Annotated in this window: 36 protein-coding genes; 26 read left to right on the top strand and 10 right to left on the bottom strand. The window is 52.8% G+C overall.

Annotation, left to right across the window (positions count from 1 at the left end; all coding sequences use genetic code 11):
* Position 1: 1 nt before the first annotated feature.
* The 6 genes from MICA_RS02735 to MICA_RS11825 all read right to left on the bottom strand — a co-directional run bounded on the left by MICA_RS02735 (position 2) and on the right by MICA_RS11825 (position 4,428).
* Positions 2-1,126 carry an SAP domain-containing protein gene (locus tag MICA_RS02735; RefSeq protein ID WP_041793760.1) on the bottom strand — a complete coding sequence of 375 codons (1,125 nt, stop codon included), beginning with the start codon at positions 1,124-1,126 and terminating at the stop codon, positions 2-4.
* Positions 1,127-1,249: 123 nt separating this feature from the next.
* Positions 1,250-1,630, bottom strand: coding sequence for a hypothetical protein (locus MICA_RS02730; protein ID WP_014102145.1), 381 nt, complete (start codon positions 1,628-1,630; stop codon positions 1,250-1,252).
* A gap of 96 nt (positions 1,631-1,726) precedes the next feature.
* A complete protein-coding gene (locus MICA_RS02725; protein WP_014102144.1) occupies positions 1,727-2,182 on the bottom strand; it encodes a hypothetical protein in 456 nt (151 codons plus the stop codon).
* 236 nt (positions 2,183-2,418) lie between these two features.
* Positions 2,419-3,000, bottom strand: a complete 582-nt coding sequence (locus MICA_RS02720; protein ID WP_014102142.1) for a hypothetical protein — start codon at positions 2,998-3,000, stop codon at positions 2,419-2,421.
* A gap of 181 nt (positions 3,001-3,181) precedes the next feature.
* Positions 3,182-3,793, bottom strand: a complete 612-nt coding sequence (locus MICA_RS11830) for a hypothetical protein (protein ID WP_014102141.1) — start codon at positions 3,791-3,793, stop codon at positions 3,182-3,184.
* Positions 3,793-4,428 (bottom strand): helix-turn-helix transcriptional regulator, encoded by a 636-nt coding sequence (locus MICA_RS11825; RefSeq protein ID WP_014102140.1) that lies wholly within the window; start codon positions 4,426-4,428, stop codon positions 3,793-3,795. The genes MICA_RS11830 and MICA_RS11825 overlap by 1 nt, the downstream gene beginning before the upstream one ends.
* A 143-nt stretch (positions 4,429-4,571) precedes the next feature.
* Here MICA_RS11825 and MICA_RS02705 point away from each other — a divergent pair, with 143 nt between their 5' ends.
* Positions 4,572-4,901 carry a hypothetical protein gene (locus MICA_RS02705; RefSeq protein ID WP_041793758.1) on the top strand — a complete coding sequence of 110 codons (330 nt, stop codon included), beginning with the start codon at positions 4,572-4,574 and terminating at the stop codon, positions 4,899-4,901.
* Positions 4,902-4,949: 48 nt separating this feature from the next.
* On the opposite strand, the gene MICA_RS12110 is transcribed toward MICA_RS02705, so the two are convergent.
* Together MICA_RS12110 and MICA_RS02695 are read right to left on the bottom strand one after the other, a co-directional pair.
* Positions 4,950-5,669, bottom strand: coding sequence for a helix-hairpin-helix domain-containing protein (locus tag MICA_RS12110; protein WP_148260409.1), 720 nt, complete (start codon positions 5,667-5,669; stop codon positions 4,950-4,952).
* Positions 5,656-5,964, bottom strand: coding sequence for a helix-turn-helix domain-containing protein (locus tag MICA_RS02695; RefSeq protein ID WP_041793757.1), 309 nt, complete (start codon positions 5,962-5,964; stop codon positions 5,656-5,658). Before MICA_RS02695 ends, MICA_RS12110 begins: the two co-directional genes overlap by 14 nt.
* A 95-nt stretch (positions 5,965-6,059) precedes the next feature.
* Between MICA_RS02695 and MICA_RS02690 the strand changes: the two genes are divergently transcribed.
* Positions 6,060-6,257 (top strand): transcriptional regulator, encoded by a 198-nt coding sequence (locus MICA_RS02690; RefSeq protein WP_014102136.1) that lies wholly within the window; start codon positions 6,060-6,062, stop codon positions 6,255-6,257.
* 106 nt (positions 6,258-6,363) lie between these two features.
* Here MICA_RS02690 and MICA_RS02685 read toward each other — a convergent pair whose 3' ends face one another.
* Complete coding sequence (locus MICA_RS02685; RefSeq protein ID WP_041793755.1) at positions 6,364-6,573, bottom strand: hypothetical protein; 210 nt, start codon at positions 6,571-6,573, stop codon at positions 6,364-6,366.
* Between the two features lie 50 nt (positions 6,574-6,623).
* On the opposite strand from MICA_RS02685, the gene MICA_RS12105 reads away from it, so the two are divergent.
* The 8 genes from MICA_RS12105 to MICA_RS02640 all read left to right on the top strand — a co-directional run bounded on the left by MICA_RS12105 (position 6,624) and on the right by MICA_RS02640 (position 10,873).
* The gene (locus tag MICA_RS12105) at positions 6,624-7,061 is read left to right on the top strand and encodes a hypothetical protein (RefSeq protein WP_148260408.1); all 438 of its coding nucleotides are present in this window, start codon (positions 6,624-6,626) and stop codon (positions 7,059-7,061) included.
* Positions 7,062-7,212: 151 nt separating this feature from the next.
* Positions 7,213-7,500 carry a DUF2312 domain-containing protein gene (locus tag MICA_RS02670; RefSeq protein WP_014102133.1) on the top strand — a complete coding sequence of 96 codons (288 nt, stop codon included), beginning with the start codon at positions 7,213-7,215 and terminating at the stop codon, positions 7,498-7,500.
* The gene (locus tag MICA_RS02665) at positions 7,501-7,851 is read left to right on the top strand and encodes a RusA family crossover junction endodeoxyribonuclease (protein ID WP_014102132.1); all 351 of its coding nucleotides are present in this window, start codon (positions 7,501-7,503) and stop codon (positions 7,849-7,851) included.
* Entirely contained in the window at positions 7,848-8,048 is a 201-nt protein-coding gene (locus tag MICA_RS02660; RefSeq protein ID WP_014102131.1) for a hypothetical protein, read from the top strand. Before MICA_RS02665 ends, MICA_RS02660 begins: the two co-directional genes overlap by 4 nt.
* Entirely contained in the window at positions 8,045-8,230 is a 186-nt protein-coding gene (locus tag MICA_RS02655) for a hypothetical protein (protein ID WP_014102130.1), read from the top strand. Before MICA_RS02660 ends, MICA_RS02655 begins: the two co-directional genes overlap by 4 nt.
* Positions 8,227-9,363, top strand: a complete 1,137-nt coding sequence (locus tag MICA_RS02650; protein ID WP_014102129.1) for a DNA-methyltransferase — start codon at positions 8,227-8,229, stop codon at positions 9,361-9,363. The genes MICA_RS02655 and MICA_RS02650 overlap by 4 nt, the downstream gene beginning before the upstream one ends.
* A complete protein-coding gene (locus MICA_RS02645; RefSeq protein WP_014102128.1) occupies positions 9,360-10,364 on the top strand; it encodes a DUF1376 domain-containing protein in 1,005 nt (334 codons plus the stop codon). Before MICA_RS02650 ends, MICA_RS02645 begins: the two co-directional genes overlap by 4 nt.
* Positions 10,361-10,873, top strand: a complete 513-nt coding sequence (locus MICA_RS02640; RefSeq protein ID WP_014102127.1) for a hypothetical protein — start codon at positions 10,361-10,363, stop codon at positions 10,871-10,873. The genes MICA_RS02645 and MICA_RS02640 overlap by 4 nt, the downstream gene beginning before the upstream one ends.
* Here MICA_RS02640 and MICA_RS02635 read toward each other — a convergent pair.
* On the bottom strand, positions 10,857-11,111 hold the full coding sequence (locus MICA_RS02635) for a hypothetical protein (RefSeq protein WP_014102126.1): 255 nt from the start codon (positions 11,109-11,111) through the stop codon (positions 10,857-10,859). The two genes, MICA_RS02640 and MICA_RS02635, sit on opposite strands and share 17 nt — an antisense overlap.
* Positions 11,112-11,909: 798 nt before the next feature.
* On the opposite strand from MICA_RS02635, the gene MICA_RS12005 reads away from it, so the two are divergent.
* From MICA_RS12005 to MICA_RS02550, 16 genes are all read left to right on the top strand, one after another.
* Complete coding sequence (locus MICA_RS12005) at positions 11,910-12,206, top strand: hypothetical protein (protein WP_148260407.1); 297 nt, start codon at positions 11,910-11,912, stop codon at positions 12,204-12,206.
* 298 nt (positions 12,207-12,504) lie between these two features.
* Positions 12,505-13,050 (top strand): hypothetical protein, encoded by a 546-nt coding sequence (locus MICA_RS02620; protein ID WP_014102124.1) that lies wholly within the window; start codon positions 12,505-12,507, stop codon positions 13,048-13,050.
* The gene (locus MICA_RS02615; protein ID WP_014102123.1) at positions 13,034-14,335 is read left to right on the top strand and encodes a phage terminase large subunit family protein; all 1,302 of its coding nucleotides are present in this window, start codon (positions 13,034-13,036) and stop codon (positions 14,333-14,335) included. Before MICA_RS02620 ends, MICA_RS02615 begins: the two co-directional genes overlap by 17 nt.
* The gene (locus tag MICA_RS02610) at positions 14,332-15,744 is read left to right on the top strand and encodes a DUF4055 domain-containing protein (protein WP_014102122.1); all 1,413 of its coding nucleotides are present in this window, start codon (positions 14,332-14,334) and stop codon (positions 15,742-15,744) included. The genes MICA_RS02615 and MICA_RS02610 overlap by 4 nt, the downstream gene beginning before the upstream one ends.
* Positions 15,728-16,795 (top strand): minor capsid protein, encoded by a 1,068-nt coding sequence (locus MICA_RS02605; RefSeq protein WP_014102121.1) that lies wholly within the window; start codon positions 15,728-15,730, stop codon positions 16,793-16,795. Before MICA_RS02610 ends, MICA_RS02605 begins: the two co-directional genes overlap by 17 nt.
* A gap of 66 nt (positions 16,796-16,861) precedes the next feature.
* Positions 16,862-17,533: a hypothetical protein gene (locus tag MICA_RS02600; protein ID WP_014102120.1), complete on the top strand. Its 672-nt coding sequence runs from the start codon at positions 16,862-16,864 to the stop codon at positions 17,531-17,533.
* 61 nt (positions 17,534-17,594) lie between these two features.
* A complete protein-coding gene (locus MICA_RS02595) occupies positions 17,595-18,587 on the top strand; it encodes a major capsid protein (RefSeq protein ID WP_014102119.1) in 993 nt (330 codons plus the stop codon).
* Positions 18,587-19,390 carry a hypothetical protein gene (locus tag MICA_RS02590; protein ID WP_041793751.1) on the top strand — a complete coding sequence of 268 codons (804 nt, stop codon included), beginning with the start codon at positions 18,587-18,589 and terminating at the stop codon, positions 19,388-19,390. Before MICA_RS02595 ends, MICA_RS02590 begins: the two co-directional genes overlap by 1 nt.
* A complete protein-coding gene (locus tag MICA_RS02585; protein ID WP_014102117.1) occupies positions 19,387-19,785 on the top strand; it encodes a hypothetical protein in 399 nt (132 codons plus the stop codon). The genes MICA_RS02590 and MICA_RS02585 overlap by 4 nt, the downstream gene beginning before the upstream one ends.
* Before the next feature lie 3 nt (positions 19,786-19,788).
* On the top strand, positions 19,789-20,253 hold the full coding sequence (locus MICA_RS11820; protein WP_014102116.1) for a DnaT-like ssDNA-binding protein: 465 nt from the start codon (positions 19,789-19,791) through the stop codon (positions 20,251-20,253).
* Positions 20,250-20,618, top strand: coding sequence for a hypothetical protein (locus MICA_RS02575; protein ID WP_014102115.1), 369 nt, complete (start codon positions 20,250-20,252; stop codon positions 20,616-20,618). The genes MICA_RS11820 and MICA_RS02575 overlap by 4 nt, the downstream gene beginning before the upstream one ends.
* Entirely contained in the window at positions 20,615-20,890 is a 276-nt protein-coding gene (locus tag MICA_RS02570) for a hypothetical protein (RefSeq protein ID WP_014102114.1), read from the top strand. Before MICA_RS02575 ends, MICA_RS02570 begins: the two co-directional genes overlap by 4 nt.
* Positions 20,887-21,294 carry an HK97 gp10 family phage protein gene (locus MICA_RS02565; protein WP_014102113.1) on the top strand — a complete coding sequence of 136 codons (408 nt, stop codon included), beginning with the start codon at positions 20,887-20,889 and terminating at the stop codon, positions 21,292-21,294. The genes MICA_RS02570 and MICA_RS02565 overlap by 4 nt, the downstream gene beginning before the upstream one ends.
* Positions 21,291-21,695: a phage tail terminator-like protein gene (locus MICA_RS02560; protein WP_014102112.1), complete on the top strand. Its 405-nt coding sequence runs from the start codon at positions 21,291-21,293 to the stop codon at positions 21,693-21,695. The genes MICA_RS02565 and MICA_RS02560 overlap by 4 nt, the downstream gene beginning before the upstream one ends.
* Before the next feature lie 62 nt (positions 21,696-21,757).
* The gene (locus MICA_RS02555) at positions 21,758-22,684 is read left to right on the top strand and encodes a phage tail tube protein (protein ID WP_014102111.1); all 927 of its coding nucleotides are present in this window, start codon (positions 21,758-21,760) and stop codon (positions 22,682-22,684) included.
* 122 nt (positions 22,685-22,806) lie between these two features.
* Complete coding sequence (locus MICA_RS02550; RefSeq protein WP_014102110.1) at positions 22,807-23,226, top strand: hypothetical protein; 420 nt, start codon at positions 22,807-22,809, stop codon at positions 23,224-23,226.
* Positions 23,227-23,275: the final 49 nt, after the last annotated feature.

The following is a 23,275-nucleotide window of genomic DNA, read 5'->3' as shown; positions in this document are numbered from 1 at the left end:
TTTATGCCTCCATAATGTAAAGGGGGAAATCGCAATCGCTGAACTGTTCGATCGGCTTAAGATCAAGCCATGGGTCCGTGCCGTATATCCGCCAGTATTCAGCGAACGTGGCGCGCGCCTGCCGAACCGCGCCGGTGGCCGCTTTGTACGTTTCGAGTACCCGGGAGAACTCTTTCACCCGGGTAATCGGGGAATCTCCGGATTGCTGGAAAACAAAGAAGAATGCACAGGGTTCTCTGTATTCCGCGTAAGCCTTGAGCCAGTCCGGATCAACATCACCAAACACTCTGCCGGTTGCGGCAAATCTTCGGGCATGTTCATCTGCTTCGAGATAATTGGCCACCTGGAGGTGGTAGCGGCGACCGCCAACAGCGGCACCAATCGCGGCGTCAATATGCTTTCTCTGCGGGTTGCTAAACGTCTTAAGATCGCAGATTGCCTTGATTTTCAGATAATCAAGCTTGGCCTTCATCGGCACTTTTGTAATCGGGTCAATCCAGATAATGACCACCTCAGGATATCCACCCCGGAAACAGTTGATTGCGGCAGGATCGCGCTCAATCATGAATGCGCTCTTCTCGATATTGGCAATCAAGCTTTTGGAAATCATGATTTTCCCGGGATTCTTGCGCGCATATTCTGCACAAAGATGGTCCATGATCTGATAAGACGGATCAGCATCCAGTAGCCGTTCGATCAACTCATCTTTTTTCCCAGTCACCTTCTGTCCCAAAGACTTCAGCTCTTTTTTGATATCATCCACAGTATCCAAAGCATTTGGATGCAAGCTTTCATCAAAAGATTCGACATACCGAAGGAAAAAGACTTCTTTTCCTTCCAAAATTCGAGCGTGATATGCCCTTCCCTCAATCTTTGCCTGAGTGTCTTTATCCACCCGTTGCGGGTTCATCCATGACTGGGTCCAGAAATCCATCGGAGACACCAGCAGTTCTTTGGTACCACTGGTCGAAAATGCCGGGATTGCATGATATTCGTCGTCCGGCATACCAAAATAGATGCCCGGTTCATGCAGCATTCCTGTGTCGATCTGCGGCGCTTTAATATGCGCAGGCAGTTCCGGGATCATAGCCTGATCCATCACGTCATAAATAATCTGTTGGGTCATTTCGTTCTCAATTGTCAGTATTAAAATTTAAGTCCGGCCATCACGGCCAATCCGTTGTTGTCGTTCGCTGGCGGCCGCATTGTGGATGGCGTGCAAATCATCCAGTGGACGAAGTCGAAGCTGTCAGAGCAGATTTTGAATCGCATCGGCGCACCCTCCACTGCTCAGGAAAGCCATCACCACCATCCCGGCGACAAAGCAAAACACGCAGCCGGCGATAACAAGCGAGGCGTTAATAACCTCACCGACGGGCCGGGGCGGTGCCGGGCGATCCGGGTCAAAGGTCAGGCCGATACCCAGATTTTCCGTTTCCAGCTCAAACGTGGTCAGGTGACGACGCAGGATGCCAACGGCTGTCTTGCAATCACTCCGTCCGTCCAGTTCACGGATAAGCTCTTTAGCGACATTCCAAGCGATTTCCGCGCGCTGTGCCAATTTCTGACGCTGTTCTTCGGCGTTCAGAATGCGGCGCATCGAACTGGACGCGATAGCACTGGCTTTCATTGAACCGGCGGAATGTCACGCTCACCGGTTCTTCGTTGCGGTCGTAATCAACGCGGAAGAACCACCGCGGTACATTGTTGCTGGTCATGGCTGGCCCTAACCTGTGATGCTGTGGAAATGGGAACGGTCCAGCTCGGCCTGACGCGCTTCGGCGCGCTCGGCTTCTTCCTCGGCGCCATGGTTGCGGTTGGCCTCGCGGTAGGTGTCCAGCGCATCAAACAGATGGTCAGCGACACCGTCGAGGTGGCTTTGCAATTTGAATGCGGTGGTGGAAATTCCGTGGCGGGAGTAATGGACGGTCCCGGCAATTTCGGTCGCGTGGACTTCCATCAGCTTTTTAAGCTGCAGGTCCAGCGCCTTCAGGTCCGTGTACAGGTCTGGCTTGCTTTGATCGGTGGCCACCTCTTTCCGGCAACGTTCGACATAGCAATGCAACTGGAAATCATTCTGGAAATTATCAGCCTTGCCAACAATGTCCCGGCCAGCAAAGGCGGGTTTAGCTTGCAAAGCCTCAAGGTCGGCAATCAGCGCCGTGCGGGGTTTAATGCTCATTTCTGTCCTCATCTCGTGTGTCAGCACGCCCCACCGTCTTGCGTGGCCGGAGCCAGATCAGGTGGTGTGAGGGAATACAAACAGATTGTTTGTATAACGTCAACAGAAAAACAAACAATTTGTTTGTATTTTTATTTGAGCACAAAAAACCCGGAAAATCCGGGCGTTTTTCGTGTGAAATTTTTGTAAGAAATTAAAAGCGCACAAACAAAAACCCCGCCGAAGCGGGGTTTTTCTTATTCCTTAGAGGCTTTCTCGTGCTTATCTACATCCGCTATTGGTATCCCTTTATCTTTAAGAATTTTATTTCTCAATAAAATCCCGAACAGCGTATATATCTCCTCGACCGGAAGGCCTCTGTTGAATGCTTCCTGCTTAACGGCTGTCAGCTCCACATCGCTCAAGAGGTCTTTGAGCTCATTGCGAGCTACCGTAAAGGCGCATTTTTGAATGTCATAGGCGTTTTTAGGCCCTTTATCATCGACATGCTTCACTAACTTGGAAGAATACTTCTCAATTATTGAGTCGGCGTTAACCTTCGTAGCCAACTCCCTTCCCAAGTCTGTCAAGCTTATTGGGCTTTGTGCTCTATACAAGGCATTCGGATTATTTTGATAGATAAGATCAACTTTAGTTTTGATTTCGACGATCAGATCAGAAATTTTCTCGACCTTATCAATCCTTCCCTGATGCTCAATAAACGTCTGTTTCCAGCCACCAACCTTGAAGGTCAGCACAAACGCCATCACCAATATGACAATTAAAACAAAAACGCTGCTATTAAGCTCTGACTGCAGCGCTGTAAAAAGCTCAACCATAAATCCCTCACATGGCGCCGGCCCCACTCTGTATTTTCCGGCACCTGGTCCTTATATAGTACACGACCAGCCTTAATCAACAAGTTAAATTTTTATTTAACACATTGATATACAAATGTATTTTTAGGAAATATCCTATTTTCGTTAACCATTTGTGGATAATTTAGGACTTAGTCCGCCATTATGAAATCGCGACTCGACGCACGAAATCAATCCGTGTAAACGCAGCACGGTCGCCATAGGCCGGGTGTGACCAGAATGGCAGGATGCTGCCCGGGTACACGTCCGCCGCCGGTTCAAGGCGGAAAAGCATATCGAATACAGCCATTTCCTCGATCAGATAGCCCATGCGCGGGGCGGCGTGATGCACACCTCGCCGGTCTGCATATTGGTTGGCCGCGGCATGCATCCGGCCCATTAGATCCGCGTCATCCCTGATCAGATCAAGGGTGCGCATCATGAATTGCTGGAACAATGGATGACGAACACGCTCGTCCCAACGAATCACGGTGCAGCCCTTCAACAGGTTCGCGTTGCGGCCAATCCATTCGGTACCGGCATCGTATGATTTCTGCCATGCCTCGCCCTGCTCCACCCCATCAGCCATCATGTTGAACCGTTGCAGGGTGTCCGCCACCGACACAATGACGTGACCAAAGCGCGCATGCGCCCATTGAATGGTGGCAGCCAGCTTTTCGCCTTCGTGGTATGGTTGACCAACACTGATATCCAACCGCCCTACCGGGTGGCTGTGTGTCGCATTCGGGCCGAGGATTTTGACCTTGTAATTCATCAAATACGCTCCGCCGCGGTGCTTTCGATCTTCAGCTCCGGGAACATGTTCCACAGCATGTCAAAGCGGTTGCGCATGGCGTCAGCCAGGTTCGCATCGGTAATAACCATGCACCCGGTTTCATCGGCAACGGAATATGCAACCTTGTCGCCGTACACCATTACAATCCAGTTTTTGAAGTATTGGGCCGGAATAAAGCGGTACCAGCTCACGGGTGCGGAAAGGTACGTATTGCCCTCCATTGCGGTCATCCGGAATGTAATACCAGCGCGGCGCATCTGGCGCAGATGATCAATAACCCGTGGGGATGATTTGCGGTCATCCACATTCTCAATAAGCACCTCGCCCCCATCTGGCAGGGTGGCGGAAACATCGTCAAGAAGGCTGGTGTACCAGGTATCCCCCTCGATAAAAAACACCGGGGTTCTGCGCAGTTGAACGCCACTGGGCAGGAACTCGACACCAACCCGATCAAAGGCCGCGCGTATTTTTTCCAGCGATGATTTGTGCGGATCGCCCCGCCCCTTTTCGATGCCGGCGATCGATGCCTGCGTCATGCCAACACGACTGGCCAGATCCGCTTGGGACCATCCGACAAGGGCGCGCGCTGCGGGTATAAGACCCTGAAAATCCATAGATTTACCCCAATAAGCAATAATTTATTTCTTGTACCATATTTTTTATTGCAATTTCCAGTTTTATTCTTTATCCATAAGAATATATTTTATTCGGTGTGACGAATAAAAACAACAAAAACACTGACGTGTATGGGGAAATTATGACTATAAACTCAATTTACGGGCTGAGGGATGGGGACGCCCTTGAGCCTGGCTATATCGACTGTAAAGCCATGAATGAAATGACCATAGAGTGGCGCAACAACGTCCGATCCATGGTTGCCGAGATCCGAGCCCTGCGCACCCAACTGGGGCGTAGCCGTGACTTGATCCACCGTTACCAGCTCTGCGTCCTTCTGGGCCATAAGGTTCAGGAAATGGGTGCCGCCGTTTCCACCTATCGTGCCATTCAACGCGATAGCCGCATCATGAGCGAAGTGTACATCGCAACGGCAAAACAAAAGGCCGCGCAGTCATTCCGCGCAGCCTGATACAGATTTCTACCCCACGCCCGCCCGGACCACACACCGGGCGGGTTTTTATTGCAGAATTTGGTCTGCGGTATAAATACCCCGCCCAATTAACTTGCGCGCTTTTGCCGGGCCAACCCCTTGCAAAGATGTAAGATCGTTTATTGCCCAATATTCCGCCATGTCAGAATATTTCCCATGTAATGCATATTGGATATGTCGCAACCAATTCGGATTGGTGTCATCGGCGGTCATTTTTTGCAACCGCCTGAATTTTTCATCCGGTGGAAAATCAGCCTCCACAATTTCCCTGTAATGCATCAGGATTGGCAAAACCTCATCAGGAATTACTAATCCAAAAACAGATGCGTGCGGTGATGGTGTGGAGGTTTCGCCTAAATATGGAATCCACGCCCCAAAGCGAGGGTTAATTTCAAATGTTTCTTCTGGGGTTTTGAACAAAACACCGTGCATTTTTAAGTATTCTAAGGGCGTCCAAAAATTCAGCGTCACTAACAGTTTATAGCCCTTAATAATATCGCTATGATGATTATAAAAATCTCGGTTTCTAATTGTATTCGCATTAATTTCTGAATGAGGCGGCCTTACCCCCAAGAGAGAGCGCGCCCCCTTTCCTGCTCCCCATACTGGGAGAAAGCACAGCGAACATCCCCAAATGATAAAGGACGAAACTGGGGCGGCAGAAAAAAACGCAATCCCAATACAAAACAGGAGTAAAAAAACGGTATAATGCGACCATTTATGGGGAGTGTTTTTATTTGGCAACATCTTTCTGTTCCCCGAACAAAATCGCATCAACGGCGGCACGCAAGTTATCAGGCAGTGCACGATAGCGGGATAAGATTTCCCGATCCTTTTCATCGACCGTTGTTTTGGGATCAACCCAAAGCATCCATGGCTCTACGCCGAGAGCCGATTCAATCTTTTCCATCCACTTCGGGGTCAATTGCCGTTGACCATTTTCGATATACTGGATCATCTGTAGAGATGATCCGCACATCTCTGCCAGTTGGGTCTGGGTCAAGCCCAGATCTTTTCTAATTTCCTTAAGTCTATGTTTCACAATGAAATAGTAGGGAAAATCTTAAATTTTAGATACAAACACACTGTTTGTATTTTTGCCTTGATTGGATACAAACAATATGTTTGTATTGCTCCATGACACTGGATCAGCACCTTACCGACACAAACACCTCAAACGCCGAATTCGCGCGGAAAATCTCCGTAACCGCGAATGCTGTTGGCCATTACCGCAGCGGTCGGCGCATTCCCGTCAAGCCAATCATGAACCGGATTATTGAGGCCACCGGCGGGAAAGTCACCGCCGACAGCTTCTATGCGGAGGTCAAGGTATGACAATTTTACTGCTGTTTATTGGGATCGTTGCATTTCTGGCAATTATTGCTGTTTTGGTCGGCATGGCCGTCAATGCGGCCGTCAATCTGGAGGATGGTTTCTGATGCTATCCGCCAATATCTCTCGCCATTTCTCGAATTTCATTTGCAATGGTTCCAACCCATCCGGACCAGTCCGTCCGGTGGGAAATGCTGTCCAGGTAATTGGCTATGGCCAAGAAATCCCGGGCCATATCGAGTTCTGGTCCAGGGGCGCGCAACCGGTTGCAGCCGGTGCGCCCTTTGGGAAATTGAATAACGTTCTCAGTGCTTTCCATTTTCCGTCCCTTCCTCGTCATGTCGAAACCATGACAGAGGACGTATGGAAATGTCTTTCACAAAAAATGACCGAACTTTTCCGCCGCGCAGGTTGCGGGGTGAAAAAGCCATGATGCAATCCGGGGTGATTACATCCGATATGGTGGCCGAAAGCGTATCAAGCGCTTTGCGGTCGGCTGTGTCCGGGTTGTCGGCCCCGGGGAAACGTGTTGCGCGGTGTGTGGGTAAGAACGCGCGCACGATCCGAAACATCATGGAAGGGGCTAATGCCCCATCAGCTGCCACCCTCATCCAACTCATGCGGGAGTTCGACGAGGTTCATGAGGCCGTTTTGTGCCTTGCCGACCGCAATTCAGTGAAGCCGTCCGGCTTAGACAATCATCGAATACAGCAAATTATGAGCATTCTCAGTGGGGGAGAACATGCCGAAATCAATACTGATCCAGATCCACGGTTGGCACGGACTATCAGCAGCCAGAAACCGTGACGTCCGGATTCTGTGTGCAGGGTTCCTGACCTTCTGGATTCTTCGACACGACTTTATCGATCGTCTTTGTGACGTTGCTGGCATCCCGCGACCAAAGCCGGACGCCAAGCAAGGTCGCCTGCCCCTTTAATCACAATCAAACGAGGACACCATGACAGAGGATACGCCAGGAATCGGCCACAACAGCGATGGAGAACGCGAGGTTGATGGCGTGACGGGTAAGCGCCTGAAAGCCTTCATTGAACGCCTTGAGCGTCTGGGTGAGGAAAAAGACGCCCTGAACGAAGACATCAAGGACGTGTACGCCGAGGCTAAGGCCACTGGGTTTGATACCAAAACCATCCGCGAGATCGTGCGCGAACGCAAAATCGACCTCGAAAAACGTCGGGAACGCGACATGTTGCGGGAATCGTACAAAGCCGCGATCGGGATGGAATAAATGTTCGAGGCCCTGCTCCCTATCCCCCCATCCGTGAATGCCGCATACCGCGCCGTAAATGGCCGGGTGATCAAATCGGCACGCTATCGCGCATGGTCGGCGGAAGCGGAGCAGGCCCTCAAATCACAGATCGAAACCATCGCCCCAATGACCGGTCGTCTGATTGTGCATTACGGGTTCGGTTTTCCGGACAAGCGCCGCCGGGACATCGCAAACTTCGAAAAAGCCCTGTCCGATTTTTTGGAAGAATCCGGTGTCTACCTGAACGATTGCCAGATTGATGACATGCGAATGACGCGCCTAAACACCGGCAACGGCGTTTATGTGACGATCAAGGAGATACAGCCATGACCCACCCTCGCACCAGCTTGGCCCGGTACCAGCCCTATACGCCGATGAACGATGCAGAGTTGCGCCACAAGGCCGCAAAGCTCTGGCACGAAACCGGCACCGTGATGATTAAACCGGAATGGATTCACAACGCCTTTGATGGCCAGCACATGAAAAACGTCGCCGAAAAGATGTTCGGGAAACGGAGAGCGCAATGACCCTGAACCGCAAAAAATACCAGCTGACCGTCAAATACAAAACGACCGGACGCGAGGAATTGTTGACCTTCCCGCACAGCGTTGCCATGGACGCCGCACTGAACAACCTGCGCCGTATGCAAACCGTTGATTGGGTCAAAAAAGGCGATAAGCGCACGATTTTGGAAGGGATTCAGAAATGACCGTTCAAATACTACACGGTGATGTAATTGATCGTTTAAAATCGTTGCCCGATGAATCTGTAGATATTGTCGTGACCAGCCCACCATACTGGGGCCTGCGCGATTATGGCGTCGAAGGGCAGCTTGGCATGGAAATGACGCTGTCCGAGCATATCCAGAACATAGTCGCAGTGTTCGCAGAAATTCACCGCGTCCTGAAAAAAACCGGAACCGTGTGGCTGAACTATGGGGATTGCTATGCATCAACCCCGAACGGCCGCCCGGCCAAAGACATCCAAAATGATGACCGGGCATTCCGGGACAAGCCTTTCAGCACCATCCAAGGGAAATTGAAAGCCAAAGACCTTTGCATGCTGCCCAACCGCCTGGCTATTGCCTTGCAGGAATGGGAACCGGAAGGCAGCAAAGCCCGGTGGTGGGTCCGGTCTGAAATTGTGTGGGCAAAACCCAACGCAATGCCCGACAGTGCCAAAGATCGCCCCGCAGTCGCACATGAAAAAATCTTTCTTCTGACAAAATCCAGAAAGTATTTTTACAACCATCAGGATGTCAGGGTTCAGCAAAAGACGTCTGGTGATTATTACGCACCGTCCAGCTGGGGCGACGAAGGTTCGCACGGTAAATTTAACAAGGATGGCCGGACACCACACAAAACCCGAGGACGGGACACTTATGGCCGCCATACGCTTGGCGAAAACCTTCCGGAAAAGCAGCGGGGGCATAGCCGCCGGCATGCCGGGTTTAATGACCGCTGGGATCACATGTCCAAAGCGGAGCAGCAATCCAACGGGCGGGCACTGCGCAATTATGAACCCGCTTATATGCAGGTCTGGGAAATCCCGACCCATGCATTCAGCGGCGCGCATTTTGCCACGTTCCCGCCGGAACTGGTCCGGCGTTGCCTGTTGGCCGGGTGCCCATCTGGTGGGGTTGTTTTGGATCCATTCGGCGGATCTGGCACTACGGGGCTGGTTGCGGAAAGCATGGGGCTGGATTCCATCCTGATCGAGTTAAATGCCGATTATATCGACATTGCCCGTGACCGACTACGTGCTGGATTGGTTTCTGTCAAGGCAGATACGCCAGAGAAAAGCAAAGACGCTGGCCCGTTGTTTGCGGGGGCCGTAGCATGACCGAACACAAGGTTCTCTTCGTTGAATGGTGCGCAAAGGATGCGCTGGACGGTACCCAGCAAATGGACCCGATGACAGAACTGGCCTATCGCCGGGTGCTGGACATGATCTATGCGACCAATGACGACCTGCTGGATGATGACAAAGTCCTGCAGTACAGCACGAAGACCGGACCGAAATGGAAGGCGATTAAAAAGGCCCTGATCGAGGTGCACAAAAAAATCTATGTCGAGAATGGAAAAATTCGCAACGTCGTATGCACGAAAAAATTAGAAAAATCTCGTGCAAATATTGAGCAAAAGAGCGTCGCCGGAAAATTGTCCGCTGAGGCGCGCAAGGCATTGAAAGATAACGAAACAGGTTCAACGGCTGTTGGTACGGACGTTGCAACGGCTGAACCCACGGGCGTACCAACTAACCAAGAACCCAATAACCAATTAAAAGAATCCCCCTTGCCCCCTTCGGGTGAAAAGGTTTCACGTGGAACCAAACCGAAGCCACGACCGATTGCCGATGACAGCGGGTTCGCTGAGTTCTGGGCCGCATATCCCAGCGACGAAGGGGAAACCGCGGCGCGGGCGCAGTTCCTGAATCAGATCATGTTCAAAGGCGCTGATCCCGCCCAGATGACCCGTGCGGCCAAGGCCTACGCCCGGAAATGCGCCGAGAACAAGATCGAGCCAAAGTTCGTGACGCATGCAAAGAAATGGCTGCATGAGCAGTATTATCTCGATGCCGCCCTGAACGTGCCGGAACCAAAAGCCATCAGCACCGAAGACATGGCCGATTGGCAACGCGCCATCGCCGCCGAGATCGGCGCCGCGGCCACGGTGGCATGGTTCCGCGACGCCCTCTGGTCAGCCCCGGTTCTGACGATGCCGGGTAAGTTCGCCATGGACCGCGTCAAGACCGACTATTTCACCGCTCTGCAACGTGCCCTCGGAGCAGACATCCAGCTCGTCTACACCCCAGCCAAACCCACACAGGAGACCGCAGCATGACCAAAAAGACCAAGAAATCAGCCGCAGACAAAGCGCCCCTGATCAAGGCCAGCGAGTTCGCCACCCCAGAACGTATGCGGCAGGAAGGCGGTGTATCGATCGAGGCTGTTGATCGGGATGCCAAGGGCGGGGTCGTGCAGGTCCGCCAGCGCGCAAAGATCACATGCAAGCTGGATTGGTACCTGAACGCCGGGACCATCACCGAGGACATGTGGAAGGCCGGGTGCCGGTTTACGTTCTATTTTTTCTGTGCCGGGAAACTGCCGCGTACAACGCCAATGTATGGGGATTTCGTTTCCGGCCGCCGCGGGCAGGACCCATTCGCATCAAAGACCGATTACCAAATCCGGCTTGAGAAGGCGCTGGAAGTGCTGACACCGCAGGAGCAGGATGTTATCTGGGATGTGTGCGGGAATGACCAATACGCAGGGACGCCGGCAAGAACCCGGGCCCTTTTGACGGGGCTCCGGGCTTTGGCTGTGTTATGGGCGATTACGAACCAAACTTAATGTCGGCCATTGTTTTGTCAGTTTCTGTTGCGAATACATCGACGTCCCACTCAGAGTCGTCGCCATAATCCACACAATGAATGACGCCCTTCACCTCGAAAAAGCCGTCAATATCTCCATCATCGTCTTTTTGTACTGAGATATATTCACCAACGCGCGGTAATGATTCCATGATCACAACATCGTTGTATGGATAATTCGTTTCTTCTTTATTGCTGCAGTGTAAAAATACTTTCATGTTATTTTCCTTTTCTAAATTTATGCACTTGACCCCCTACCCCAGGCCCCCCTATACTCATAGGCATGCTGGTGTTTTGCGCCAGTACCAACCCCGCCACCATGGTGGGGTTTTTATTGATTAGACAATTGTACCAAATCCGGCGGGTACAAAATCAAGCCCCCGCTCCCATCACCCCTTTCGTTTTTCTTACTAAAATCAGCGCAAAACGGGGCCACCGAATGCGCTGTATTTCATTGTTTTTACCTTGCTCGTTATACCACATCAGAACGCGTTATGTAACTCGATGCGCCCCTCGATGCGTGCTGTGACTATGCGCTCCAATCCCCGCCATGAGCGGGTACAGGCCAGAACACAGCACACATGGACGGGCAACGCCGGATGTGGTCGAGTCGCCAATCGCGTGTGACAGCGCGCTTTATGCGCGTGGTATCAAGCCCCGGGTGCCCGTCCAGACAATTCAAGTCGAAAACTTTTAATATTAAAGGTTGACAAAAAAGTATCAAAGTAATACATTTATGTTGCAATAACGATCAACATAGAGGTTATGATGATATCATCTGGACAGATACGAGCAGCTCGCGCTTTTCTTGATTGGAATCAGGGCGATCTGGCGGAACATTCTGGGGTTTCTGCCCCAACAATAAAGCGCATAGAATTAAATGGACCGGAGACATCTTCGTTCTCAACGGTAAAAAACATCATCCTTGCTTTTGAGGGTGCCGGAATTTCTTTCTGCAAGTCTGGCTGTATATGTCCATCAGGCGCGCATTGCGAAAAGCATAGCGTGAGGGATTAATGATGAACGCGGCCAAATCTACATTTTACACCTGCAATGACGAAAACGAATCAGGCGCAGTATCGATCAATACCCGTTTTGAAATTGCTGATTTAGGAAATTGTGAGGTTAAAGATCTGACATTTTCGCTCTCTCTTAATGTCGAAGACCTGAGGCGCATGGTGTGTATCGCAGATAATGAGGGGCACCATACAGCAGAGGTTTTGGTGACATACTCACCATCTGGTGGTGAGGTTGATGAAATGTCCCGTTACATTTTAACTCGGATTTCCTCAGGTAAAGTAAAGTTTGATTAAAAAAAACCCGCTTCGGCGGGTTTTTCTATGGGTGGGGCATTGGCCCCGCATGGCCTTGTCGGTTCTGCCTCACAGTAACGGATTGCCCCACCCTCCAGATTTTCGTGGGTTGCCGATACCTCCCTGACCCCACTTTGCCCGCGCCAAAGTGAAAAGCCGTTGATGCCGTTCCACCTGCCCCTGACATGCAGGTGAGCCCGGTCAAAGCTGATCGGCGTAAAGGATTTCAGCTTAATCACGGAAGCGCGGCATGTTTCACGCGGGCTAGGCCTGCAACCATCCACCCAAGGGGTCGAGCATGGCAAAGAAAACACAGGGCAAGGCCCCAAAAAAAGAAAAAGGAACTGGCGCAGGCCGTCCAAGTGACTACCGCCCAGAATTTGCGCCACAAGTCCGGAAATTGTTCCTGCTTAAATCTGATGCCACAGATACAGATATTGCTGAATTCTTTGGAAAATCGGAAAGCACGATCAATAAGTGGAAAGTCGATTATCCCGAATTCTCGGAGGCTATACGCGCAGGCAAGACGCCCGCTGACACCGAGGTGGCGGATTCTCTGTTCCGACGTGCCAATGGTGCAGAATGGACCGAAGAGGTCGCGTTCAAGGTTAAGGTCATTGAGTACGAGGGCGGTAAAAAGTCCCGTGAGTATGAAGACGTCAAGGTCGTGACCATTCGCAAACAGGCCCCGCCAGATACGCAGGCCTGTACGGTTTGGCTGACAAACCGCCGCCGCGATACATGGGCACCTAAACCAGAGGCGCTTCCGCCCTCGGATGCGCCGATTGGTGATGAATACGCTTTGAAGCCTGACGAGGCGGTACCGAATGCGCCCATCCTCTGATGGCCCGGTGGCTCTGACGCCCAAACAGGCCAACATCTTTGTCTGGGGATGGCAACAATGCGCCCGCTTTCGCGACGCTGTTTGTGGCCGCCGGTTTGGCAAGACATACCTTGGCAAGGCTGAAATGCGCCGCGCTGCCCGTTTGGCCATGAAGTGGGGCGTCAGTATCGAGGATGAAATCTGGTACGCGGCCCCGACATTCAAACAGGCTAAGCGGGTTTTCTGGCGCAGGCTAAAGCAGGCGATACCCCGCGAATGGCGCGCCGGAAAACCGAACGAAACAGAATGCAGCATCACCCTGCGCACCGGGCACGTTATCCGGATTGTGGGGCTGGACAATTACGATAACCTCCGCGGCTCCGGCCTGTTCTTTGTGCTGGTCGATGAATGGGCCGATTGCGCCTATGAGGCATGGGAAGAAGTTCTGCGTCCGATGCTGTCCACCTGCCGTTATACGGTGGATGGGGTCGAATACCGCGGCGGCCATGCTTTGCGCATCGGAACGCCCAAAGGGTTTAACCACTGTTACGACACCTATCTGGACGGACAGGGTCAGCTTCAAGATCACAAAAGCTGGCTTTACACCTCGCTCCAGGGTGGAAACGTCCCAGAGGATGAGATTGATTCCGCGCGCCGGACAATGGATCCACGGACGTTTCGGCAGGAATACGAAGCCAGTTTTGAAAACTATCAGGGCGTCATCTATTACTGTTTCGACCGCCGCCTGAACCATTGCACGGATACCGTACAGCCGGGTGAAGACCTCCATATCGGGATGGACTTCAACGTCGGGAAAATGGCAGGGATCGTCAATGTCATGCGCGATGGATTGCCGCGTGCCGCCGCTGAACTGATTGACCTGTTTGACACGCCGGCCATGATCGCCAAGATCAAGGAACGGTACCCGGGCCACAAGATTATCGTTTATCCTGATGCCTCCGGGGATAACCGCAAGAGCAGCAATGCCAGTGAAACGGATATAGCCCTGCTGAAACAGGCTGGGTTTATCGTCCGCGTCAATTCGCGGAACCCTTCGGTTAAAGATCGCATCAACAGCATGAACGCAATGTTCTGCAACACATGCGGAGATCGGCGCTATCTGGTGAATACAGCGGCCTGCCCCAAATTCACCCAATCGCTTGAGCGGCAGATATGGGGTGAAAATGGGGAGCCGGACAAATCATCCGGACACGACCACGCCAACGATGCAGGCGGTTACCCGATTGCCTATCTATTCCCGATTACTCACAACAAAGTCCAAACCATCAAAGTCACAGGTAAATGACCGCACCAACACCAGACAAAACACACCCGGAATACGATGAGTATGCACCGGTGTGGAGAAAATGCCGCGATGTGGTTGGTGGGCAACGCAAGGTTCATGCCGGCGGTGAGAATTATCTGCCAAAACTGGATGGCCAAAGCAAGGAAGCATATAACGCGTACAAATTGCGTGCGGTTTTCTACAATGCCACTGGCAGGACGGTTGATGGCTACACAGGCCTGATATTCCGCAAGGCTCCTGTGGTTGACCTGCCCGCGTCGGTAAAGGACGCTTGGACCTCCAACATCAATCTGGCCGGAATGAGCCTGGAGGGATTTGTGCGCGGTTTGACCGAGGACGTGATCACGGTTGGCCGCGCCGGGATTTTGGTTGATTATCCGCCCTCACCGAATCTTGCGTCCGGGGCCGCGCTGACCTTGCATGACATGTCGCGTCTGGAAATCCGACCGTACATGACCGCATACAAAGCCGAATCCATCCTGAACTGGAAAATGGCCAGGATTGGGAATGTCACAAAGCTTTCCCGCGTCGCGCTTGAAGAAATCTATGAGGATGTGGACGGTACCGTAAAGCCGCAGATCCGCGAACTGACCCTTTATGACGGCTACTACGTCCAGATCATCTGGCGTCAGACTGGCAAGGGTTGGGAAATGGCCGACATGGCGCAGCCTCTTAAGGGGGGCACGCCCCTGACCGATATACCGTTTTACTTTTTGGCCCCAAAAGAGCCGGATTGCAGCGTTCAAAAACCGCCGATCGAGGATCTGGCCGATCTGAACCTGTCCCAGTATCGGAACAGCGCCGATCTTGAGAATGGTGCGCACATGGCTGGCCTGCCGACGCCCTACGTTACTGGCGTCGATGATCCTGGAAATTTTACATTCAACATGGGCGGTAGCGGTATGGCATTGCCGCGGGATGCCACCGCCGGGTTCCTGCAGTGTGGTGCCGAAGGTTTCTCGTCCATTGAAAAACTTATGGATCGCAAAGACGCACAAATGGCCTCCCTTGGTGCCCGCATGCTGGCCCCGGAGAAGCGCCAAACAGAAACGGCGGACGCTCTGGGCATAAAGCGCGGCGGTGAAAACAGTGTTCTGGCAACGCTGGCCGGCTCCGTTGAAATGCAGGTCCGAAAGGCTCTACAGTTTATGGTGGACTGGGCCGGGCTCGGCGGTAAAGCCGTCTATGAAATGAACAAGGATTATTTGCCTACGCCTATGTCGGCTCAAGACCTGACCGCATGGGTTGGTGCATGGCAATCGGGCGGCGTGTCCGACAGGACGTTCTTTGAGGGCCTGAAATCTGGTGAAGTCATCAGTGAAGGCCTGACCTTTGAAGAGGAACAGGACCGTAAAGCCGATAGCGCCCCTGCCCTCGGAACGATGACAGTCGATGACGACAGCGAATGAGCGCATCCTTGATGCCTCCGTTCGCCACATGGTTTGGCTGGAACGGTTCAAGGCCAGTGAAGTCCGGAAGATAATCGCCCTCCTGAACAAGGCGGATGCGGGCCTGCAGAAAACCCTTCTGGATCGTCTTCACAAGATCGAGGAACGAGGTGTTGACCTCGGGCCGGAGACAACGAAACGCATCCGCGACATGGGTGCATCGATCGCAAAGATGCGGGCCACGCTCTATGATGGCCTATCCGACGTATCCGCCGAAGGTATGGTGGATTTTGCGGAGTATGAGGCAGAATTTCAGGCCGTCCTGATTGAGAAATCAGCAATCGGTGCCGCGGTAATCGAAATGAACCGCCCCGCAACGTCACAGCTCCGGGCAATTGTACGGGCCCAGCCGTTTCAGGGCCGCCTGCTCAAGGAATGGTATTCCAGCCTGGCGCAGACCGACGCCCGCCGCATCAATGATGCTGTCCGGATAGGTATTGCCGAGGGTCAGACAACGGACCAGATCGTGCGCCGCATACGCGGGACACGCGCAGCGCGGTACCGTGACGGTGTGCTGGAAATATCCAGACGCGATGTGGATTCCATCGTGCGCACCGCCATTGCCCATGTTGCTGACCGATCAGGACAGTATGTGTGGGAAGCCAACGCCGACATAATCAAGGGCCTGAAATGGGTTTCAACCCTCGACAGCCGCACATCGGCCACATGCCGGGAGCGCGATGGCCGCGTGTACCCGGTCAAATCCGCGCCACCGATCCCGGCGCACTTCCGGTGCCGGAGCCGAAAGGTTCCGTATATGGGCGAAACATCGATCAAGGGATCGCGGGCCAGCGCATTTGGCCCGGTGCCCGATGACTGGACCTATGAGCAATGGCTTAAACGCCAGCCTCTATCCGTCCAGCAGGAGGTCTTAGGCGTCAAAAAAGCCAAACTGTTCCGCGATGGTGGCCTACCGCTTGACCGGTTCGCCGACGATACCGGGCGCGAATATACGCTGGCGGAACTGAAGCGGCGCGATGCCAATATCTGGAACAAGACATTTTCAGAATAACCCGCCGCGTTGGCGGGTTTTTAATGCGGCAAGGCCGCGAAACTCAAACCCGAGGGGAATGATTGAATGCCCGTAATTGATACCGATACCGCAGAAGGCAAGGCCGAACTGCAAAAGATGATCGACAAAGAAACTGAGGGCCTGAAGGCTAAAAAAGATGAGCTTTTGGGTGAGGTTAAAAAACTCAAGGATTCGTCAAAATCAATCCAAGAACAGTTGGACGAACTTAAAGCCGCCAAGGACGCCGCAGAAGAGGAAGCCGCCGCCAAAGGGGGCGATGTGGAGAAAATAAAATCCACGCTGGAAGCGCGCCATGCCAAAGAAAAGGGCGATCTGTCCGCAAAGCTGGCTGACCGCGAGGCGAAATTGCACAAACTTCTGGTCGATAACGGCCTGACCGAGGCCCTGACCAAGGCCGGTGTAACCAATCCGGCGCATCTGAAAGCGGCCAAGGCCATGATTTTGGCGGAAAACAAGGCTGAGGTATCAGATGCGGATGGCGCTGCTGTGGCCACAATCTCCGGCAAGCCCATTCAAGAATTCGTTTCATCGTTCGCGCAAGGCGAGGACGGGAAGCATTTCATTGCCGCCACAGCAAATAGTGGCGGCGGAGCCGGTGGCTCAAACGGTGGCGGCAAGGCTGCTGGCGGTCAAACGCGTTCTGCGATGAACCATGTTGATAAGGCGGCGTACATCAAAGAACACGGCCAAGAAGCGTATCTCGCGCTTCCCGAATAACGAGAAGAAACCCCCCATCATACGATGGGTTTTTAATTGTCAGACCTGAAAGGACAACATCATGGCGACATCCCTTCCTACCGATATGAAATATTTTGATCCGCTGATCCAAACTGGATACACAGAAAAAATCACCCAAATGATCGATGGCTTTAACGGCCAATCAGCGGGCACCATTGTTTTCCGTAGCAACCGCAAACCGGGTGATTATGATTATTCAGCGTTCTTCAAGAACGCTGGTGGTCTGGTTTCCCGTCAGGATCAAACATCCGTTTCGGATGCGACGTCCATTAAACTGACGCAAGACCAGATTATCAGCGTAAAACTGAACCGTAAAATCGGCCCGGTTGACTGGTCTCGAGCGGCAATTCTGAAGCCGGGCTTGGATATGGACGCTATCAAAGTTGCTGCAGGTGAACAGGCTGCCGCTGATGCGTTGGCCGACATGCTGAACAGTTCCTTGCTGGCTGGTGTTGCCGCCCTGAACAACCAAGCAGCGGTAAAGTACACGGTTCCGACAAACGGAACCCTGAACACGTCCTCAATGGTTTCAGGGCTTTCCAAGTTCGGGGATCAGGCAAACCGCATTCAGGCCTTCGTAATGCACTCGAAGGTGTTCTTCGACCTGTTCCAATACCAGGTCACGCCAGCCAACAACGGCGACCTGATTGCGAATACCACCATTGTCAACGGTGGCCCGGTGACCCTGAACCGCCCTATTCTGGTAACGGACAGTGCGTCTCTGGTGCAAACAGGCGGCACAGGTACCGGCGCATACACGAACTACATGACCCTCGGCCTGACCGCTGATGGCCTGATCGTGGACGAAACCGAGGAAGAGTACATGACCTTCCAAGAGATCACCGGGAAAGAACAGATCCTTATGCGTATGCAGGGTGAGTTTGGGTACAACCTCGGCGTCAAAGGATTCAAATGGGATGTGGCGAACGGCGGTAAAAACCCGAACGCTGCCGCCCTCGGTACCGGATCAAACTGGGACGCCGCCTTCACATCCAGCAAGGATTTTGCTGGCTGCATCATTCAGTCCCGATAATGCTGGGGCTTTATGCCTTAGAAGAGAATATGGAAGTGGCGGCTTTTGCCCAAGGGTTAAGAGCCGCCACTCTTCCTTTCAAATATCGTAACCATAACCCGTTTACCCCTGATCAAGTCGAAGATTTCGACGTCGTGGTTGTGTCTGGGCTGCGCGATAAAGGCACAGTTATCCGGGACGCATACGCTAAAAAGGGTAAACCGGTTATCGTTATTGATTACGGCTACATGTCCCGAGTTTCTGGGATAAAAACATGGGCCACCGGACATTGGCAGGTGGGCCTTAACCGATTGGGGTGGGTTCCTCCTTTCCAGTGCCTATCCGACAGGCTTGATCGTCTCGGGATTTTTTTCAAACCGCAACATGATGGTGAATACGTCTTGGTCTGCGGTCAGCATGTGGGCGATCCGTCACATGGCCTTGATGCGGATGGAATTTCCGCTTGGGCCACCCGAGAAATTGCGAAAGCAAAGGGGGCGAGGCCCGTTCTGTGGCGGCCACACCCTGATAGCCCAGATGTGAACGCAACTGGTCATGATGGTATATCGTCTGGCCCAATCGATTGGGCCTCTGTACATGCCGTTCATTGCATAAATTCGAATGTGGGCCACGAGGCAATTATCAATGGCGTTCGTGTCATCTGCGAACCATCTGCGCCTTACGCAGAATTGCCCATGGCGCCATCAGAAGAGCAGAAACGAGTGTACTTTTCTCGCTTGGCATACTCCCAGTGGACGCTGGATGAAATGCGCAGCGGAGAGGCCATAGAATTTATCATAAACGCAATAAGGAGATTGCAATGAGCAGCAAGAAAACAACCACCCTGATTTATGGCGATGACGACAAAGCCATGAAGGACCTGTCCGAAGACATCCGGGCAAAAGACAAATTTGCACACGTTAGCCTGCGCTCCGCCCGGCTGTTCACGGCAGATCAAATCGAACCGTGTGATACCGTTATCACCCTTGGAACGCACAAGAAAATCGAAGCCGCATACGGTGATAAAGTGCAGGCCTTCAAAGATCTCGAAGAACAAAAACCCAATCAAAAACAGGGCGACGAATTCGACCAGATGACCAAAAAACAACTGGCCGAATACCTCACAGCCAACAAGGTTACCTTCGAAACAGACGCGAATAAAGCCGCTTTGGCTGATCTGGCACGGGCCGCAAAGCTGGCCACAGGCGAAGGTCAATAATCCATGGCATTCGTGGTCGAGGACGGCACAGGATTACCGGACGCAAACAGCTATGCATCTGTCGCTGAGGCAGACGCATATCATACGGACCGCGGTAACGCCGCGTGGACCGGAAGCAATTCGGTAAAGCAAGCCGCCCTCGTCCGCGCCACGGATTATGTGGAACAGGCCTATGCGGGCCGCTGGAAGGGCTGTGCACTGACCGAAGAGCAAGCCCTTTCGTTCCCTCGCGATGAGGCTGTCGTCCCGGCCAAACTGAAACAGGCCGTCATCCAATTGGCCCTGGAGGCCATTGCCACTGACCTGAACCCGACGCAGGACCGCGCCGTTAAGCGGGAAAAGGTCGATGTGATCGAGGTCGAATACATGGACAATGCCCGGAACGGCAAAACCCGCCCCGCGATCGATGGCTTGCTGTCTGGCTTGCTTTCCGGATCTATCTATAACCGCCCATTGGTGCGCACATGACGGAATTTTACGAAAACATGGCCAAAACTGCGCTGAAACAGATCGCAGATAAAGGGCGCGAAATCACCGTTCGCCGCCCCGGCGAAGGCCAGGTCTATGACCCATCCAACGATACCTTTACGGCGGCCACCCCGGTGGATGAAACGGTAAAGGCCCTGTTCACGAATTTTTCCAAAAACGATGTGGATGGGGAAAAGATCAAACGCACAGATAAACGCGTCCTGATTGCTGGTGCATCGCTGGATATGGCTCCGGATACGGACCACAAGATCATTGATGGTGGCGTCACCTACAACGTGATCAACACAGACGTTGTGCAGCCCGGCGACACCGTCCTGCTGTACATGGTGCAGGTACGGAAATGACAGGCTGTCGCATCGGCAAAGTCACACCAAAGCTTTCCGTGGTCGAGCCGATGCCGTACCCAATCAATTACGATGCTGTTCGGTACCTGACGCAAGCATTAGAACAGGCGAAAACCGGAGAATTTCGCAGTATTGCGATCGCCGGAATCAATGCCCAAGGCTATGTGCAAACCGCCTATAGCATATCACCGGACGAAAACCCTGTTCTGTTGCATGGGGCCTGTGGATGGCTTTCAAAGCGTGTCATGGATGAGGTGCAAAAATCAGCATGAGCGCAGATTTCCGCAGACAGTTAAACAAGGCCTATGAAGAAAAGGTTTTGGGAACGCAGGAAAAAGTCACTCGCCTGATCGCCCTCAAGGTTTTCAATAACATTGTTGAAAATACCCCGGTCGATACTGGCCGGGCCCGTGCAAACTGGAATATCGACCTGAACACCGTAGATGTGTCGCTGGTCGATCCATCTGGCATGGAAGGCGGGTCGTACGACGGAACCGAAAAGGCCTTGCCTGTTATCGGTTCGTACAAACTGAACGACACGATCTATATATCGAACAACCTGCCCTATATCCGTCCCCTGAACGATGGAAGCTCAACAAAAGCCCCGGCTGGTTTCGTGGATGCCGCGGTGCAGATTGGCGTCCGGCAGGGCAAGGAACTGGCGAAACAATCATGAAATTTGAACAAGCCGAAGCCGCGGTGCGCGCCTATTTCAATACAGGATGGGCCGCGCGGACCCCTATTGCATGGCCGGACGTATCCTTTACCCCGCCGAACAATGCGACGTGGGTGCGGTTCAGTATGAAGAATAACGACGGATATCAGGCCAGCATGGGAAGCCCCGGTTCAAACCGGTTCCGCCGCGTCGGTATGGTTTATATCGACATTTTCCAGCCTGCTGGTCAGGGCAGTATCGACGCCCGCAAAAAGGCCGATATCGCGCACGACATTTTCCTTGCTAACACCCTGCCCGGCATCACGTTCAGCAACATCAATGCCAGGGACATCGGAAAGGATGCGACAGGCGCCTACCAATGGAAGGTCAGCGCCGCATTCAAGTACGACCGGATTGCCTAATTCCCGATAAAGCCCCACCGCCCCGTCAGGGGCTTTTTTAATGCCAAAAGGAGACCATCGAAATGGCTGATACCTCGCAGACACGCCTCGCCTATATCGCCGAAAGCGTATATGGCACCACCCCGGCCACCCCGACCTTTAAAAAGGTCCGATATACCGGCGAATCGCTGAAACACGCGCGCCAGAACATTACCAGCAACGAAATCCGCCCAGACCGCAACGTGGCCGATCTGGTACAGGTGGCTGGTGGCGCAGAAGGTGGGGTAAACTTCGAACTGTCCTACGGTACATTCGATGATTTTCTGGAATCCTTCATGTACAGCGCATGGAGCAGCAACGTCCTGAAGAACGGTATCACACCGAAATCGTTCTCAATCGAAAAAACATTCGAAACCGGAGCAACGGACAATTTCTTCCGCTACACCGGAATGATCGCCAACACCTTCAATCTGGATATTTCAACCCAGCAGATCGTGACCGGTTCATTCGGATTTATGGGCAAAGGCGGAAGTGTAGCTACAACGGCCATTTCCGGTGCCACGTACACAGATGCGCCGACCTATGACGTCATGAACGCCGGGACAAACTTTGCGTCATTGGCTGTCACAGGCGTAACCAGCCCGAAAATCACAGCCCTGTCCCTGCAAGGCACCAACAACCTGCGGCAGAAGCCCGTTGTCGGTTCCGTTGAAAGCCTCGGCGTCGGCGCTGGTCGCTTTGTTCTGACGGGTACCGTGACCATGTATTTTGAGAACAAGGAAGCGTACGACCTGTTCTTGGCCGGCACGGCGACCGATTTGACATTCACCATCGGCGGCGCATCGGAAACGAATTATGAATTCGTCATCCCTCGGCTGAAATTCAGTGATGCCGATGTTGCTACACCGGGGAACGATCAGGACGTTATGATTACCCTGCCGTTCCAAGCTCTCTACGACCCGACAGAGCAGTGCACGTTGAAAATCACCCGCGTGCCCGAAACCCCGTAACCATTTAACAACCCGGTAGCCGCTTCGGCGGCTTGAATACCCATATCCCGCGCAGGATGGTGGGGACAGTCATCGGGTTCTGTCCCCACTACTGCGCACAACCCGAAAACAAGGACTAAAAAATGAGCTTCTACAAGCACTTTACAACGGACAAAAATCTGGAAAGCGGCAAAGGCGTGGATCTGGATTACGGTGCCTCTGGCATCATCACCATCCATCGCGCTGGTGGGTCGAATCAAAAATACGCAAAAGTGGCAAGCGCAAAGCTGAAACCGTATGCGCGCCAAATTCAGGCAAAAACGGCTGATGTTGACGTGATTAACCGCGTGATGGCTGAGATTTATGCCGAATCCATCATTATCGGCTGGAGCGGGGTTTCTGGCCCAGATGGCAAGCCCATGAAATTCACCAAAGAAAATTGCGTGAAATTGCTGATCGATTTGCCGGAGCTGTTTGTAAACATCCAGCAGGCCGCCGATGATTTTGCTCTGTTCCGTGCCGAACAGCTGGAAGAAGACGCAAAAAACTCTGCGAAGTCCTGATTTGGTGGAGAAAGTGGGGCGACAAGATCAATGATCTTGAAGCCGTAGT

Source organism: Micavibrio aeruginosavorus ARL-13 (genome assembly GCF_000226315.1).
Taxonomy (GTDB): Bacteria; Pseudomonadota; Alphaproteobacteria; order Micavibrionales; family Micavibrionaceae; genus Micavibrio; species Micavibrio aeruginosavorus_B.
This window is presented reverse-complemented; position numbering and strand designations above follow the sequence as displayed.

Coding starts and splice junctions, on each gene's coding strand:
- MICA_RS02735 (WP_041793760.1), bottom strand. CDS start 1,126: ATGACCCAACAGATTATTTATGACGTGATGGATCAGGCTATGATCCCG.
- MICA_RS02730 (WP_014102145.1), bottom strand. CDS start 1,630: ATGAAAGCCAGTGCTATCGCGTCCAGTTCGATGCGCCGCATTCTGAAC.
- MICA_RS02725 (WP_014102144.1), bottom strand. CDS start 2,182: ATGAGCATTAAACCCCGCACGGCGCTGATTGCCGACCTTGAGGCTTTG.
- MICA_RS02720 (WP_014102142.1), bottom strand. CDS start 3,000: ATGGTTGAGCTTTTTACAGCGCTGCAGTCAGAGCTTAATAGCAGCGTT.
- MICA_RS11830 (WP_014102141.1), bottom strand. CDS start 3,793: ATGAATTACAAGGTCAAAATCCTCGGCCCGAATGCGACACACAGCCAC.
- MICA_RS11825 (WP_014102140.1), bottom strand. CDS start 4,428: ATGGATTTTCAGGGTCTTATACCCGCAGCGCGCGCCCTTGTCGGATGG.
- MICA_RS02705 (WP_041793758.1), top strand. CDS start 4,572: ATGACTATAAACTCAATTTACGGGCTGAGGGATGGGGACGCCCTTGAG.
- MICA_RS12110 (WP_148260409.1), bottom strand. CDS start 5,669: ATGTTGCCAAATAAAAACACTCCCCATAAATGGTCGCATTATACCGTT.
- MICA_RS02690 (WP_014102136.1), top strand. CDS start 6,060: ATGACACTGGATCAGCACCTTACCGACACAAACACCTCAAACGCCGAA.
- MICA_RS02685 (WP_041793755.1), bottom strand. CDS start 6,573: ATGGAAAGCACTGAGAACGTTATTCAATTTCCCAAAGGGCGCACCGGC.
- MICA_RS12105 (WP_148260408.1), top strand. CDS start 6,624: ATGTCTTTCACAAAAAATGACCGAACTTTTCCGCCGCGCAGGTTGCGG.
- MICA_RS02670 (WP_014102133.1), top strand. CDS start 7,213: ATGACAGAGGATACGCCAGGAATCGGCCACAACAGCGATGGAGAACGC.
- MICA_RS02665 (WP_014102132.1), top strand. CDS start 7,501: ATGTTCGAGGCCCTGCTCCCTATCCCCCCATCCGTGAATGCCGCATAC.
- MICA_RS02660 (WP_014102131.1), top strand. CDS start 7,848: ATGACCCACCCTCGCACCAGCTTGGCCCGGTACCAGCCCTATACGCCG.
- MICA_RS02655 (WP_014102130.1), top strand. CDS start 8,045: ATGACCCTGAACCGCAAAAAATACCAGCTGACCGTCAAATACAAAACG.
- MICA_RS02650 (WP_014102129.1), top strand. CDS start 8,227: ATGACCGTTCAAATACTACACGGTGATGTAATTGATCGTTTAAAATCG.
- MICA_RS02645 (WP_014102128.1), top strand. CDS start 9,360: ATGACCGAACACAAGGTTCTCTTCGTTGAATGGTGCGCAAAGGATGCG.
- MICA_RS02640 (WP_014102127.1), top strand. CDS start 10,361: ATGACCAAAAAGACCAAGAAATCAGCCGCAGACAAAGCGCCCCTGATC.
- MICA_RS02635 (WP_014102126.1), bottom strand. CDS start 11,111: ATGAAAGTATTTTTACACTGCAGCAATAAAGAAGAAACGAATTATCCA.
- MICA_RS12005 (WP_148260407.1), top strand. CDS start 11,910: ATGATGAACGCGGCCAAATCTACATTTTACACCTGCAATGACGAAAAC.
- MICA_RS02620 (WP_014102124.1), top strand. CDS start 12,505: ATGGCAAAGAAAACACAGGGCAAGGCCCCAAAAAAAGAAAAAGGAACT.
- MICA_RS02615 (WP_014102123.1), top strand. CDS start 13,034: ATGCGCCCATCCTCTGATGGCCCGGTGGCTCTGACGCCCAAACAGGCC.
- MICA_RS02610 (WP_014102122.1), top strand. CDS start 14,332: ATGACCGCACCAACACCAGACAAAACACACCCGGAATACGATGAGTAT.
- MICA_RS02605 (WP_014102121.1), top strand. CDS start 15,728: ATGACGACAGCGAATGAGCGCATCCTTGATGCCTCCGTTCGCCACATG.
- MICA_RS02600 (WP_014102120.1), top strand. CDS start 16,862: ATGCCCGTAATTGATACCGATACCGCAGAAGGCAAGGCCGAACTGCAA.
- MICA_RS02595 (WP_014102119.1), top strand. CDS start 17,595: ATGGCGACATCCCTTCCTACCGATATGAAATATTTTGATCCGCTGATC.
- MICA_RS02590 (WP_041793751.1), top strand. CDS start 18,587: ATGCTGGGGCTTTATGCCTTAGAAGAGAATATGGAAGTGGCGGCTTTT.
- MICA_RS02585 (WP_014102117.1), top strand. CDS start 19,387: ATGAGCAGCAAGAAAACAACCACCCTGATTTATGGCGATGACGACAAA.
- MICA_RS11820 (WP_014102116.1), top strand. CDS start 19,789: ATGGCATTCGTGGTCGAGGACGGCACAGGATTACCGGACGCAAACAGC.
- MICA_RS02575 (WP_014102115.1), top strand. CDS start 20,250: ATGACGGAATTTTACGAAAACATGGCCAAAACTGCGCTGAAACAGATC.
- MICA_RS02570 (WP_014102114.1), top strand. CDS start 20,615: ATGACAGGCTGTCGCATCGGCAAAGTCACACCAAAGCTTTCCGTGGTC.
- MICA_RS02565 (WP_014102113.1), top strand. CDS start 20,887: ATGAGCGCAGATTTCCGCAGACAGTTAAACAAGGCCTATGAAGAAAAG.
- MICA_RS02560 (WP_014102112.1), top strand. CDS start 21,291: ATGAAATTTGAACAAGCCGAAGCCGCGGTGCGCGCCTATTTCAATACA.
- MICA_RS02555 (WP_014102111.1), top strand. CDS start 21,758: ATGGCTGATACCTCGCAGACACGCCTCGCCTATATCGCCGAAAGCGTA.
- MICA_RS02550 (WP_014102110.1), top strand. CDS start 22,807: ATGAGCTTCTACAAGCACTTTACAACGGACAAAAATCTGGAAAGCGGC.